Origin of the sequence: Streptomyces sp. NPDC004284, assembly GCF_042874035.1 — a bacterium.
Taxonomy (GTDB): domain Bacteria; phylum Actinomycetota; class Actinomycetes; order Streptomycetales; family Streptomycetaceae; genus Streptomyces.
In genome coordinates this window covers 441,050-454,181 of the sequence record NZ_JBIAMJ010000001.1, presented here as the reverse complement: position 1 = coordinate 454,181, position 13,132 = coordinate 441,050, and the positions used below count along the sequence as shown (strand labels likewise).

The window sequence follows — 13,132 nt, the reverse complement described above, 5'->3', positions numbered from 1 at the left end:
CGGCTTCGCGAGCGAGCGGCGATGCACCAGCCCTACCCGCTGTGCGCGCGCCTATGCACTGCGTGCCCTGCCGTTCCGCACTGCGGATACCCGGGGGCGAATTCCGGTCACCTCGGGAGGTGACCCGGCGTCACCGCCCGCTGTCCTTCCTGAGCTTGCCCTGGAGGTCGGTGATCCACTTGCCGCGCTTGGGCCTGGCCTCGACGTTCCCGAAGACCGAGTAGCCGTTGATGACGACGACGGGGGCCTGGGGGTCGACCCCTTCCAGGGTCACGACCTCGAAGTTCCCGAAGATGCCGCTGCCGCTGCCGCGCATGCTGATGTTCTCCGGGACCCGCACCTCGACGTTGCCGAAAATGGACGTGGCGTTGATGGTGGTCAGCCGCTGGGCGAAGATCGCCTCGGTCAGGTCGATCTCGACGTTCCCGAAGAGCGCGAAGGCGTTCGTCCGGCGGCTCACCCGCCAGCGGCCCTTGCGGGTCGTGCTGGAGAAGATCGCCACGAGGTTGTCCGCGGAGCCCTCGGGATCCTCCGGGCCGTAGGCGACGGCCGGTTCGGGCGCCTGGGCGGGGCGGGCGGCCGGCAGGTCGCGGACGATCGGCTCCAGCTCCCCGACGGTCTTGGCCCGGTAGACCGCGTCGATCCGCTCCGAGTGCTCCTCGGCGTCGATCCGCCCCTCGGCCAGGGCGTCCCTGAGGATGTCCGCGATCCGGTCCCGGTCCGCGTCCGAGGCCCGCAGCGCGCCCTGCGGATCGGCGAAGGCGGGCCCGGGGAGAGCGGGCTCGGCGGGGGCGACCGGCCGCTGCGGCTGCGGCTGCTTCTCGGGTTCGGGCTGCTTTTCGAGGTCCACGGAGCCAGCGTAGCGAAACGCGATAGATCGCGACCAGAGGTGGCACCCCGGTCCTGTCCCCTAGGGGATACCCCGGGTGCGCCGGGTGCGCCGGCGGGCGGACCGGCGAGCCGGCGAACCGGACCGGCGGACCGGACCGACAGGCGGGCCGACAGGCGGACCGGACCGGCGGGCAGGCCGAAACACGCCATTCCGGTGCGGTCCACGCCCCTACTGAGCCTTACCTCACAGGATCGGCGCCGCCCCCGCGTCTTACGCTGGAGGACGCGCCGCCAATGGAGGCGGCGCCGCTGTCTGCCGAGTGAGGAATGGCCGCCGTCATGCCTGAGTTTGCGTACTCCGATCTGCTCCCCCTGGGAGAGGACACCACGCCCTACCGCCTGGTGACCTCCGAAGGTGTCTCCACCTTCGAGGCCGACGGGCGTACGTTCCTCAAGGTCGAGCCGGAGGCGCTGCGCAAGCTGGCCGCCGAGGCCATCCACGACATCCAGCACTTCCTGCGCCCGGCCCACCTGGCCCAGCTGCGCCGGATCATCGACGACCCGGAGGCGTCGGGCAACGACAAGTTCGTCGCGCTCGACCTCCTCAAGAACGCGAACATCGCCGCCGCCGGCGTCCTGCCCATGTGCCAGGACACCGGCACCGCGATCGTCATGGGCAAGCGCGGCCAGAACGTGCTGACCTCCGGCCGTGACGAGGAGGCCCTGTCCAAGGGCATCTACGACGCGTACACCAAGCTGAACCTCCGCTACTCGCAGATGGCCCCGGTCACCATGTGGGAGGAGAAGAACACCGGCTCGAACCTGCCCGCGCAGATCGAGCTGTACGCGACGGACGGCGGCGCGTACAAGTTCCTCTTCATGGCCAAGGGCGGCGGCTCGGCCAACAAGTCCTTCCTCTACCAGGAGACCAAGGCGGTCCTGAACGAGGCCTCCATGATGAAGTTCCTGGAGGAGAAGATCCGCTCGCTCGGCACGGCCGCCTGCCCGCCGTACCACCTGGCGATCGTCGTCGGCGGCACGAGCGCCGAGTTCGCGCTGAAGACCGCGAAGTACGCCTCCGCGCACTACCTGGACGAGCTGCCCACCGAGGGCTCGGCCGAGACCGGCCACGGCTTCCGCGACAAGGAGCTGGAGGAGAAGGTCTTCGAGCTGACGCAGAAGATCGGCATCGGCGCGCAGTTCGGCGGCAAGTACTTCTGCCACGACGTCCGTGTCGTCCGCCTCCCCCGCCACGGCGCCTCGCTGCCCGTCGCGATCGCCGTCTCCTGCTCGGCCGACCGCCAGGCCGTCGCGAAGATCACCGCCGAGGGCGTCTTCCTGGAGCAGCTGGAGACCGACCCGGCGCGCTTCCTGCCGGAGACGACCGAGGAGCACCTGGCCACGGACGAGGACGTCGTGAAGATCGACCTCAACCAGCCGATGGACGAGATCCTCGCCGAGCTGACCAAGTACCCGGTCAAGACCCGGCTGTCCCTGAGCGGCCCGCTGGTCGTGGCGCGCGACATCGCGCACGCCAAGATCAAGGAGCGCCTGGACGCGGGCGAGGAGATGCCGCAGTACCTGAAGGACCACCCGGTCTACTACGCGGGCCCCGCGAAGACCCCCGAGGGCTACGCCTCCGGCTCCTTCGGTCCGACGACGGCCGGCCGCATGGACTCGTACGTCGAGCAGTTCCAGGCGGCGGGCGGCTCGAAGGTCATGCTGGCCAAGGGCAACCGGAGCAAGCAGGTCACGGACGCGTGCGGCGCGCACGGCGGCTTCTACCTGGGCTCGATCGGCGGCCCGGCGGCCCGGCTCGCGCAGGACTGCATCAAGAAGGTCGAGGTCGTCGAGTACGAGGAGCTCGGCATGGAGGCGGTCTGGAAGATCGAGGTCGAGGACTTCCCGGCGTTCATCGTCGTCGACGACAAGGGCAACGACTTCTTCCAGAACCCGGCGCCCGAGCCGACCTTCACGCACATCCCGGTGCGCCAGGGCTCGCAGCTGTCGTAGCGCCTCCGCCGCGCGGCCGCCGGACGGCCGGGGATCACGACACGCATGGCCCCGGTGCGCGGCCCCGGTCTCGCCTGATCCCGTGGGCCCCTCTCAGGGCCCTCGCGACGCCCCCGGCCCGAAAGGGCCGGGGGCGTCGTCGTTCTCGCGCGTCGATCTTCGCTCAGAAAGTCGCTACCAGCCGGTAGCCTTCCCGTCGCCTACTGGCCAGTATGGGTCGCGAGCATGTCAATCACTGAGCCGGTTCGACCCACTCGGGAGCCCCCCATGCCCTCCGCCAAGACCACCGCCGCGGCCCTCGGCCTGACCGCCGTCCTCGTCGTCGGCGTCGCGCCCACCGCCTCCGCCGCCGATCCGGACACCCACGTCACCTCGACGGCGGCCCTCGCGGGCGTCGACTACACGACCTGGCGGCGCGACGTGGCGGCCGTCGTCGCCGAGGCCCGGCCGTACATCGAGGCGCGCGCCGCGAACGCCGGCCGTGAGAAGCAGGCCATCGTCCTCGACATCGACAACAGCTCCCTGGAGACGGACTTCCACCCGTTCTGGGAGCTGCCGACCCCGGCCATCGCCGACGTGCGCGCCCTCGTCGCCGACGCCCACGCGCGCGGGGTGGCCGTCTTCTTCGTCACCGCCCGGCCCGGGATCATCTACTCCCTGACGGACTGGAACCTGAAGAAGGCCGGCTACCCGGTCGACGGGCTGTACGTGCGCTCGCTGCCCGACCTGTTCTCCGAGGTCAGCGCGTACAAGACCGAGAAGCGCGCCGAGATCGAGGCCAAGGGCTACACGATCATCGCGAACATCGGCAACAACACGACCGACCTCGTCGGCGGACACGCCGAGCGCGCCTTCAAGCTCCCGGACTACGGCGGCAAGCTGTCGTAACGGGCTCACCGCGTGGTGATGTGGAACTCCATCCGGTTGTAGTCCCCGTCGGGGGTCGAGGTGATGTATCCGCTCGCCTGCTTGAAGTCGCCGGTTCCGCCGGTGACGGCGATGTCGAAGGCGGACGGGGCCTCGTTCGTGGTGTCGAAGGTGGTGAGGGCCTGGGCGGTGAGCTGTCCGCCCGGTCCGCCGTTCAGGACGATGGTGCCGACGCAGTTCATGTCGACCTGGTCGCCGGAGACGCGCACCACGGCGCAGGTCACGCCGTCGCGGCCGACCTTCTCGCCGCCCTTGGTCTTGTAGAGGTCGTCGGCGAAGACGGGCGTGTCCCCGACCTTGGGCGGTGGGCTGCTCTGGTTCGTCGCGGGGGGCTGGACCTGCTTGGCGTAGAGCGTGAACTCGAAACCGCCTCCGCTGTGTGCGGAGACGGGGGCGGCGGCGAAGGTGCTCGCCGCGACGGCGGCGACCGCGCAGACGCCGAGCGCGCCGGTCCTCCTGAAGCTGCGGATCATGTCCTGCCTCCCGTGGGATGGGGTCCCCCTCGGCACGCTTCACATTGTCCGGCGACCACCGCGGCTTCGCCCGTTCGGAGGAATCCACCGCGGAATCCACTGCCCTCCGGACATGACGCCACCCTCAGGCACGACGCCACCCTCCGGACATGACGCCCCCCTTAGGCACGACGCACCCTCCGGACATGACGCCGCCCCCGGGCATGACCGCGGCCCCCGTCCCGCACCGGACGGAGGCCGCGGCGTTCCTGGGGGCCCTTACACGAACTTCTGGTTCGCGGAGCCGTCGCAGTTCTGGAGCCGGATCGGCTCCTTCGCCGCGCCCTGGGTGAGGCAGAGCCCGGTCGCGGCGGCGGGCCGGATGGTGGCGCCGTCACGGACGAACTTCTGGTTGGCCGCTCCGCTGCAGTTCCAGACGATGAGGGCCTTGCCGGTCTGGTAGGCGGCTCCCGGCACGTCCAGGCAGCGGTCCTGGGTGAGCTGGGTGTGGAGGGTCTGCCGGGCGGAGTCGTACCACCAGCCCTGGTTGCGGCCGCCGTGGCAGTCCCAGCCGAGGACGGCGGTCCCGTTGGCCGACTCGGACGCGTTCACGTCCAGGCAGTTGCCGGTGGCCTGGATCCTCAGCGGCTGGTACGCGTCGTCCCAGGCGAGCGGGAAGAGCGTCGGGGTGCCGGAGGAGTTGACGTCGGCACAGCCCGCCTCGCGCGCACCCGAGTTGTAGATCTGGGTCAGGCAGGAGGCGAAGGCGCCGTGGCCGCGGTAGTTGGGGTGGAAGGACTGGCGTACGGAGTTCTCGTCGAGGCCGCCGGGCTTGGAGAGGTCGATGTAGAGGCCCCGGGCCCAGGTGTCCTCCATGCAGACCTCGTGGCCGTGGAAGAGGCGCGAGTTGTCGAGGAAGGTGACCCCGGTGTCGGCCGCGACCTTGCGCATGCCCCGCTCGAAGGCGGGGACGGCGGTGTTGCGGCCCCACTTGGTGTCGGAGTCGTAGCCCATGCCGCCGCAGGAGAGCTTGCCGGGGAAGTTCGGGTTGTCGTAGAAGTCGGGGCCGATCGGGCTGGGGTAGCCCATGACGACGAGCTTGTAGTCGCCGTCGGCGTATCCGGCGTCCCGCATGACGGTCTTCAGGTCGGTGACCGTCTGCTCGACCTTGGGGACGAGCGCGTCGACGCGGGCCTGCCAGCCGGGGGCGTACTTGGGCTCGCAGGTGCCCTGGCTGAGGACGAAGCGCTGGACGCAGTCGGTCATGACCGGGCCGAACTGGAGGTCGTCGTTGGCTCCGGCGACGAGCAGCACCATCTTGATGCGGGTGTTGCGCGCCTTGATCGCGAGGTTGTCGCTCTGGACGAGCTCGTCGGCGTACTGCTTGGCGCCGCCGATCCGGATGTTGCCGGTGTACGCGCCGGAGCAGGCCACGTTGAACGTGAGGTCCGCGGGGATTCCGGTGCGGTGGATGGCGGCGTCCGGGGAGCGGTGGCACCAGTTGGTGGGCCCGTTGGTCGGCGACTCGTAGGAGCCGACGCCCTCGCCGGAGATCTCGCTGTCGCCCAGCGAGATCAGGCCCGTCCTGCGCTGGGCGAGCGGGCGCTCCTCGGGGCTGCCGTAGATCTTGGTGGCCTCGGCCGCCCGGATCGCCTCCAGCTCGGGAGAGAGCGGTACGGAGGTGATTCCGGCCGTCGTGCTCGTGTCGGCCGCGCCGGCGGGAGCTGCGGCGGTCATGCTGCCGAGGGCCGCCGCGGCGGCGGCGACGGCCGCTATCGGCCAGCGGAGTCTGTACCTGGTGCGCTTCACTGCGCCTCCTGGAAGTGGGGTTACCCACGGTTTTTACTGGCCGGTAGGCGTCTTGGGAATACATCGAACAAGACAAGTGCTCATCTTTTTCGGGGGGGTTCGGGGGCGCCCCCCGATCAGCACAGTGGGAGGTTGAGGAACATGAACGAGGACGACGGGTACCGGATCGAGCACGACTCCATGGGCGAGGTGCGGGTTCCCGCCCACGCCAAGTGGCGGGCCCAGACCCAGCGGGCCGTGGAGAACTTCCCGGTCTCCGGACAGCGCCTGGAGCGCGCCCACATCGAGGCCCTGGCCCGGATCAAGGCCGCGGCCGCCAAGGTCAACGCCGAGCTCGGGGTGATCGAGAAGGACCGCGCGGAGGCGATCGGATCGGCCGCCGAGGAGGTCGCGGAGGGGCGCTGGGACGAGCACTTCCCCGTGGACGTCTTCCAGACCGGCTCGGGCACCTCGTCCAACATGAACACCAACGAGGTCATCGCCACCCTCGCCACCGAGCGGCTCCCCGAGGGCCGCGAGGTCCACCCCAACGACCACGTCAACGCCTCGCAGTCCTCGAACGACGTCTTCCCCTCCTCCATCCACATCGCGGCCACCGCCGCCGTCACCCGCGACCTGATCCCCGCCCTCGATCATCTGGCCGCCGCCCTGGAGCGAAAATCAGCCGAATTCGCGACGGTGGTGAAGTCCGGCCGTACGCATCTGATGGACGCCACCCCGGTCACCCTCGGCCAGGAGTTCGGCGGCTACGCGGCCCAGGTCAGGTACGGCGCCGAGCGGCTGCGGGCGGCGCTCCCCCGGCTCGCCGAACTCCCCCTCGGCGGCACGGCGGTGGGCACCGGCATCAACACCCCGGCCGGCTTCTCCGCGGCCGTCATCGCCGAGGTCGCCCGCGCCACCGGACTGCCGCTGACCGAGGCCCGCGACCACTTCGAGGCCCAGGGCGCCCGCGACGCCCTGGTGGAGACGTCCGGGCAGCTCAGGACCATCGCCGTCTCCCTCACCAAGATCGCCAACGATCTGCGCTGGATGGCCAGCGGCCCGCGCACCGGCCTCGCCGAGATCAACCTCCCCGACCTCCAGCCCGGCTCCTCGATCATGCCCGGCAAGGTCAACCCGGTGATCCCCGAGGCGGTCCTGATGGTCGCCGCGCAGGTGACCGGAAACGACACCACGGTGGCGGTGGCGGGCGCGGCCGGGAACTTCGAGCTCAACGTGATGCTGCCGGTGATGGCCAAGAACCTCCTGGAGTCCGTACGGCTCCTCGCCAACGCCTCCCGGCTGCTCGCCGACCGCACGGTCGACGGGATCACCGCGAACGTGGAGCGCGCCCGCGAGTACGCCGAGTCCTCGCCGTCCGTCGTCACCCCGCTGAACAAGTACATCGGGTACGAGGAGGCCGCCAAGGTCGCGAAGAGGTCCCTCGCCGAGCGGAGGACCATCCGCGAGGTGGTCCTCGACTCCGGCTACGTCGAGCGGGGCGACCTCACGGTCGAGCAGCTGGACGAGGCGCTGGACGTGCTGCGGATGACGCACCCGTAGCGGCGGCGGTCCAGGTGACCGGCCGGTAGCGACCGGCCGGTAGCCGTCCCCTCCGTGACCTGTGCCGCAGCGGTCGTGGGAGCGCGCCCCTAAGATCTGCGCATGACAGGATCGGACGGCTCTCAGCACTGGGCGCCGGGGGATCACATCCTCTGGCGCTACCGCGGCAACGGCACCGGCGCGGTGCACATCTGCCGGCCGGTGACGGTCGTGCAGGACACGCCGGAACTGCTCGCGGTCTGGATGGCGCCCGGCACCGAGTGCGTCCGGCCCGTGCTCGCCGACGGCACGCCCGTCCACGACGAGCCGCTCGCCACCCGCTACACCGCCCCGCGCACCACCGAGCGCGCGCGCTGGGCCGGCAGCGGGGTGCTGAAGCTGGCCCGGCCCGGCGAGCCGTGGTCGGTCTGGCTGTTCTGGGAGCGCGGCTGGCGCTTCCGCAGCTGGTACGTGAACCTGGAGGAGCCCCGGGTCCGCTGGTCCGGCGGCTTCGACTCCGAGGACCACTTCCTCGACATCTCCGTCTACCCCGACCGCAGCTGGCTGTGGCGGGACGAGGACGAGTTCGCGCAGGCCCAGCGGTCCGGCCTGATGAGCCCGGAGCAGGCCGAGCGGGTGCGGGCGGCCGGGGAGCGGGCGGTGGAGCGGATCAAGGCGTGGGGGACGCCGTTCGCGGACGGCTGGGAGGACTGGCGGCCCGATCCGGAATGGCGAGTTCCCGAACTGCCGTCGGACTGGGATCGCACTCCGGCGCACACGGCGCCGTGAGACCCTTGATACGCCCCCGGGGTTCAAACGTAGGATCGTCCTCCGCACGGCACAGACGCACCGAACACCACGTCAGACCGACCGAACAGCACGTCAACGACTCAGCACAGCGCAGGACCTGACCAGAAGTCATCCACGAGGGGGAGAGCAGTGCCGGACGTGCGCCCGGGTGTTCCGACCCCTGCCGTTGCCGCAGCTCGCGGAACGTCGACATCCGCTGCATACGAGGGGTTTACCCCCGCCGAAGGCGCGGCATCGGCGAGAAGAGCGAGTGCATCGCACCACCGGCCCGGACGGACGGAACCCCACGCGTGACGGAGCATCCCACCTCCCACGAAGGCCGGCAGCCCCTGGCTGCCCGGTCGCAGGAACGCGCGCGCCCTCGCCAGGAGGCGGCGGCCGGCCTGCCCTCCGACCTGCCCGCCCAGCCGGGCGGCCCGGCATCCCCGGCCCCGGCGCCGGCCCCGGAAGTCCCCGCCCAGCCGACGGGCCCGGACGCCCCCGGCGGCACCGACCACCCGGCCACGCCCGGGGGTACGAACCACCCGGACGCTCCCGGCGCCGGCCACCCCGGCGGGCCCGGTGCCGTGGCCGTGGCCGTCTCTCCGCAGCACCCCGGCGGCGGGGACGCGACGGCGCGGCGGGAGGGTGACCGGCTGCGGTTCGTCGGGGCCGCGACCCGGCGGATCGCGCGCGGCATCGACCTGGACGAGATCGTCCTCGGGCTGTGCCGGGCCACCGTGCCGACCTTCTCCGACGAGATCCTGGTCTACCTCCGCGACCCGCTCCCGGTGGGCGACGAGCGGCCGGTGGCGCCGTTCGTGCTGCGGCTGCGCCGCACCGACCGGCTGCGGTTAAGCGATCTGGAGGGCGAGGAGCTGGTCCTCGTACCCGATCCGGATCCGACCCCCGCGGCCGAACTCTGCGAGGTGCGGAACGGCGGGGCGCTCGCCGAGGTGCTGCGCGGGGTGCGGCCGGTCTTCGGCGACTCCGCGGCCGCCAAGGCGGCGCTGACCGAGCTGCTCGGCCCCGAGCACCCGCTGCCCGGCGGGCTGCGCGCGGTGCTCGCGCCGCTGCGCGGCCGGCGCCGGGTGATCGGCGCCGCCGTGTTCCTGCGCCGCCCCGAGCAGCCCGCCTTCGAGCCGAACGACCTGCTCGTCGCGGCGCAGCTGGCCACGCACACCGCGCTGGGCATCGACAAGGCCGTCCTCTACGGCCGCGAGGCGTACATCGCGGACGAGCTCCAGCGGACGATGCTGCCGGACTCGCTGCCGCAGCCGACCGGCGTCAGGCTGGCCTCGCGCTATCTGCCGGCGGCGGAGACGGCGCGGGTCGGCGGCGACTGGTACGACGCGATCCCGCTGCCCGGCAGCAGGGTCGCCCTGGTCGTCGGCGACGTCATGGGCCACTCCATGACCTCGGCGGCGATCATGGGCCAGCTGCGCACCACCGCGCAGACCCTCGCCGGTCTCGACCTGCCGCCGCAGGAGGTCCTGCACCACCTGGACGAGCAGGCGCAGCGGCTCGGCCAGGACCGCATGGCGACCTGCATGTACGCGGTGTACGACCCGGTCTCGCACCGGATCACCGTGGCCAACGCGGGCCACCCGCCGCCGATACTGCTCCACCTGGGCGGCCGTGCCGAGGTGCTGCGGGTGCCGCCCGGCGCCCCGATCGGGGTCGGCGGGGTGGACTTCGAGGCGGTCGAGCTGGACGCCCCGGCGGGTGCCACGCTGCTGCTCTACACGGACGGTCTGGTCGAGTCCCGGCTGCGGGACGTGTGGACCGGGATCGAGCAGCTGCGGGAGCGCCTCGCGGCGACCGCGCAGCTGACGGGCCCGGACCACTCGCCGCCGCTGGAGGCGCTCTGCGACGACGTCCTCGACATGCTGGGTCCGGGCGACCGGGACGACGACATCGCGCTGCTGGCGGCCCGCTTCGACGGGATCGCGCCGAGCGACGTGGCGTACTGGTTCCTGGAGCCGGAGGACGCGGCCCCGGGGCGGGCCCGGCGGCTCGCCCGGCGGGCGCTGGCCCGCTGGGACCTGGAGGAGCTGACGGACTCGGTCGAGCTGCTGATCAGCGAGGTCGTGACGAACGCCGTGCGGTACGCGGAGCGGCCGGTGACCCTGCGGCTGCTCCGTACGGACGTGCTGCGCTGCGAGGTCGGCGACGACTCGCCGCAGCTGCCCCGGCAGCGGCGGGCGCGGGACACGGACGAGGGCGGGCGCGGGCTCTTCCTGGTGAACCGGCTGGCACGGCGGTGGGGGGCGACCCGGCTTTCGGGCGGCAAGGTGGTCTGGTTCGAGCTGGCGACCCGTAGCTGAGCCCCGTCCCGTACGGCAGAAGGCCGGACCCCTGCGAGGGGTCCGGCCTTCTGCCGTGTCGTCAGCCCTTCGGTCCTGCGGCGCTGTTCGCGCCCGGGTCGCCGCCGGCGTCCGGCGGCTGGACGGACGTCGGCGGGGCCGTCGGGACCGTGGGGGGCGTCGTCGGCTCCTGGGTGGACTCCGGCGGCGTGGTGACGGGGTCGCTGGTCGGCGGCGGCGTGGTGCCCGTCGTGGTCGGCGGGGCCGTCGGGGCGGTGGTGGCCGTGGTCGGCTCCTGGGACGGCTCCTCGGTCGCCGGGGCCTCGGTGGTCGGGGTGGGGTCCGGCAGCGTGCCGTCCGGGGCGGCGCCGTCGGTCTCCAGGTCGAAGGTGGCGTCCGAGCCGCCGTCGAGGGCGCGCTCGGTGTAGTCGCCCCAGATCTCGGCGGGCGTCTTGCCACCGTTGGCACGGCCCTGGTTGATGGTGTCGGTGAGGGTGACCTGGTTGCCCTTGGCGTCCTCGCCGAAGAGGCCGACGGCGGTGACGAGCTCGGGGGTGTAGCCGACGAACCAGGCGGAGCGGTTGTTCTCCGAGGTGCCGGTCTTGCCGGCGGCCTCGTAGTCGCCGGCGGCGCGGACGCCGGAGCCGCTGCGGACGACGCCCGTCATGGCCTGGGTGGCGGTGTCGGCGGCCTCGCGGCTGATGACCTGGTCGCCGATCGCCTGGACGCCCTTGACCGTGCGGTCCTTGTGCTCGGCGGTCTTCACCAGGGTCGGGGTGACCTTCTTGCCGTGGTTGTCGAGCGTGGCGTAGGCGCCGGCCATGTCCATGGTCGAGGCGCCCATGGTGCCGAGGGAGATGGCGGGGGTCTCGGGGAAGCCCGCGCCGTCCTTCATGCCGAGGGCGAGGGCGGTCTTCTTGGCCTTGGCCGGGGTGACGTCGACGATCATCTGGGCGTAGACCGAGTTGATCGAGCTGTTGGTGGCCTTCTGGACGGTGACGGGACCGTAGCTGCGGTCGTCCTCGTTCTCCGGCGCGAACTCGATGGGGCTGCCGACGACCGGTCGCTGGCTGGTGCCGTCGTAGACCGTGCCGAGGCCGATCTGGCGGCCGTCCTGGGTGACGGCGTGGTTGTCGACGGCGGAGGCGAGGACGATCGGCTTGAAGGTGGAGGCGGGCTGGTAGTCGCGGCGGGTGGCGTTGGACATCCAGTGCTCGGTGGCGCCGACGCCGCCGTACAGGGCGACGACCGCGCCGGTCTTCGGGTCGACGGAGGTGGCGCCGGCCTGGACGGTGGCCTGCTTCTTGTCGCCCTTGCGGTCGAGCTTGTCCTCCAGCTGCTTGTCGACCGCCTTGACGAGGTCCTTCTGCTTCTTCTCGTCGATGTTGAGGGTGATCGTCCAGCCGCCGGCCTTGATGTCCTCCTCGCTGATGCCCTGGCGCATCAGCTCCTGGTTGGCGGCCTCGACGATGTAGCCGGTCTGGCCCTCCATGCCGGGGAGCGGCTTGGGCTTCTGCGGGACGGGGAACTTCATGCCGGCGCGCTCGGAGGGGCTGAGCCAGCCCTCGCCGACCATGTTGTCGAGGACGTAGTTCCAGCGGTCCTCGACGAGCTTGCGGCCGGTGGCGTTGGCGGAGGTCCAGTCGTACTGGTTGGGGGCCTGGAGCAGCGAGGCGAGGTAGGCGCCCTGGGCGGTGGTCAGCTGGGTGGCGTCGACGCCGTAGTACGAGCGGGCGGCGGCCTGTATGCCGTAGGCGCTGCGGCCGTAGTAGCTGGTGTTGATGTACCCGGCGAGGATCTCGCTCTTGGACGACTTCTGGTCGACCTTGATGGCGATGACCATCTCCTTGAGCTTGCGCGTCGCGGTCTGGTCCTGGCTCAGGTAGAAGTTCTTGACGTACTGCTGGGTGATCGTCGAGCCGCCCTGCTTGCCCTTGCCCGTGATGGTGTTCCAGGCGGCGCGGGTGGTGCCCTTGATGTCGACGCCGTGGTCCTTGTAGAAGGTCTTGTTCTCGGCGGCGACGAAGGCCTTCTGGACCGGCAGCGGGATCTTCTCCAGGCCGACGATCTCACGGTTTATCTCGCCGGTGCGGGCGAGGATCTTGCCGTTGGAGTACTTGTAGATGTTGCTCTGCATCGTCGCCTCGGCGTTGGCCGACGGCACCGGGACCATCAGGTAGACGACGTAGAGAGCGCCCATGCCGAGCAGGCAGAACACGAAGAAGGTGCCCAGGATCTTCTTCCAGGTGAAGAGGCGGCGTATGCCGCGCTTCTTCGCCTTGCCGTTGTCCGGTCGGCCCATGTGTCCCGTCGCTCCTCGTCGTGTGTCCGGCGCCCTCGGTGCTGAGCCCGTTCGCGCCGGATCAGCTCAGACAGCTAACACCGGCGAGACGGACAAAGGACAACCGATCACGTCTTTTCCGGACGTGAGAATCAGCACCCACGCCCAGAGGAACCGACGCTCGGACAGACCGGATGGTTGCG

The 13,132-nt window shown here is 71.2% G+C and carries 9 protein-coding genes; 5 read left to right on the top strand and 4 right to left on the bottom strand.

Features of this window, described 5'->3' with window-relative positions:
• Positions 1–130: 130 nt before the first annotated feature.
• Positions 131–850, bottom strand: coding sequence for a DUF1707 domain-containing protein (locus ACFYUS_RS02150; protein WP_388844621.1), 720 nt, complete (start codon positions 848–850; stop codon positions 131–133).
• A 320-nt stretch (positions 851–1,170) separates the two neighbouring features.
• Between ACFYUS_RS02150 and ACFYUS_RS02145 the strand changes: the two genes are divergently transcribed.
• Positions 1,171–2,844 (top strand): fumarate hydratase, encoded by a 1,674-nt coding sequence (locus ACFYUS_RS02145; RefSeq protein WP_388844620.1) that lies wholly within the window; start codon positions 1,171–1,173, stop codon positions 2,842–2,844.
• Positions 2,845–3,111: 267 nt separating this feature from the next.
• Complete coding sequence (locus ACFYUS_RS02140; RefSeq protein WP_388844618.1) at positions 3,112–3,732, top strand: HAD family acid phosphatase; 621 nt, start codon at positions 3,112–3,114, stop codon at positions 3,730–3,732.
• 5 nt (positions 3,733–3,737) lie between these two features.
• On the opposite strand, the gene ACFYUS_RS02135 is transcribed toward ACFYUS_RS02140, so the two are convergent.
• Both ACFYUS_RS02135 and ACFYUS_RS02130 read right to left on the bottom strand, forming a co-directional pair.
• The gene (locus ACFYUS_RS02135; RefSeq protein WP_388844617.1) at positions 3,738–4,244 is read right to left on the bottom strand and encodes a dirigent protein; all 507 of its coding nucleotides are present in this window, start codon (positions 4,242–4,244) and stop codon (positions 3,738–3,740) included.
• Positions 4,245–4,502: 258 nt separating this feature from the next.
• Complete coding sequence (locus ACFYUS_RS02130; RefSeq protein ID WP_388844615.1) at positions 4,503–6,032, bottom strand: ricin-type beta-trefoil lectin domain protein; 1,530 nt, start codon at positions 6,030–6,032, stop codon at positions 4,503–4,505.
• A 141-nt stretch (positions 6,033–6,173) separates the two neighbouring features.
• Between ACFYUS_RS02130 and ACFYUS_RS02125 the strand changes: the two genes are divergently transcribed.
• From ACFYUS_RS02125 to ACFYUS_RS02115, 3 genes are all read left to right on the top strand, one after another.
• Entirely contained in the window at positions 6,174–7,574 is a 1,401-nt protein-coding gene (locus tag ACFYUS_RS02125) for a class II fumarate hydratase (protein ID WP_388844614.1), read from the top strand.
• Between the two features lie 102 nt (positions 7,575–7,676).
• Positions 7,677–8,342 carry a DUF402 domain-containing protein gene (locus ACFYUS_RS02120; RefSeq protein WP_388844612.1) on the top strand — a complete coding sequence of 222 codons (666 nt, stop codon included), beginning with the start codon at positions 7,677–7,679 and terminating at the stop codon, positions 8,340–8,342.
• Positions 8,343–8,653: 311 nt separating this feature from the next.
• Entirely contained in the window at positions 8,654–10,669 is a 2,016-nt protein-coding gene (locus ACFYUS_RS02115) for a SpoIIE family protein phosphatase (RefSeq protein WP_388844611.1), read from the top strand.
• Positions 10,670–10,730: 61 nt separating this feature from the next.
• On the opposite strand, the gene ACFYUS_RS02110 is transcribed toward ACFYUS_RS02115, so the two are convergent.
• Positions 10,731–12,950 (bottom strand): transglycosylase domain-containing protein, encoded by a 2,220-nt coding sequence (locus tag ACFYUS_RS02110; protein ID WP_388844609.1) that lies wholly within the window; start codon positions 12,948–12,950, stop codon positions 10,731–10,733.
• Positions 12,951–13,132 lie beyond the last annotated feature (182 nt).

Bases quoted from the DNA above. Each gene is read 5' to 3' on its own strand.
- ACFYUS_RS02145 (WP_388844620.1), top strand. From the start codon at position 1,171: ATGCCTGAGTTTGCGTACTCCGATCTGCTCCCCCTGGGAGAGGACACC.
- ACFYUS_RS02140 (WP_388844618.1), top strand. From the start codon at position 3,112: ATGCCCTCCGCCAAGACCACCGCCGCGGCCCTCGGCCTGACCGCCGTC.
- ACFYUS_RS02135 (WP_388844617.1), bottom strand. From the start codon at position 4,244: ATGATCCGCAGCTTCAGGAGGACCGGCGCGCTCGGCGTCTGCGCGGTC.
- ACFYUS_RS02125 (WP_388844614.1), top strand. From the start codon at position 6,174: ATGAACGAGGACGACGGGTACCGGATCGAGCACGACTCCATGGGCGAG.
- ACFYUS_RS02120 (WP_388844612.1), top strand. From the start codon at position 7,677: ATGACAGGATCGGACGGCTCTCAGCACTGGGCGCCGGGGGATCACATC.
- ACFYUS_RS02110 (WP_388844609.1), bottom strand. From the start codon at position 12,950: ATGGGCCGACCGGACAACGGCAAGGCGAAGAAGCGCGGCATACGCCGC.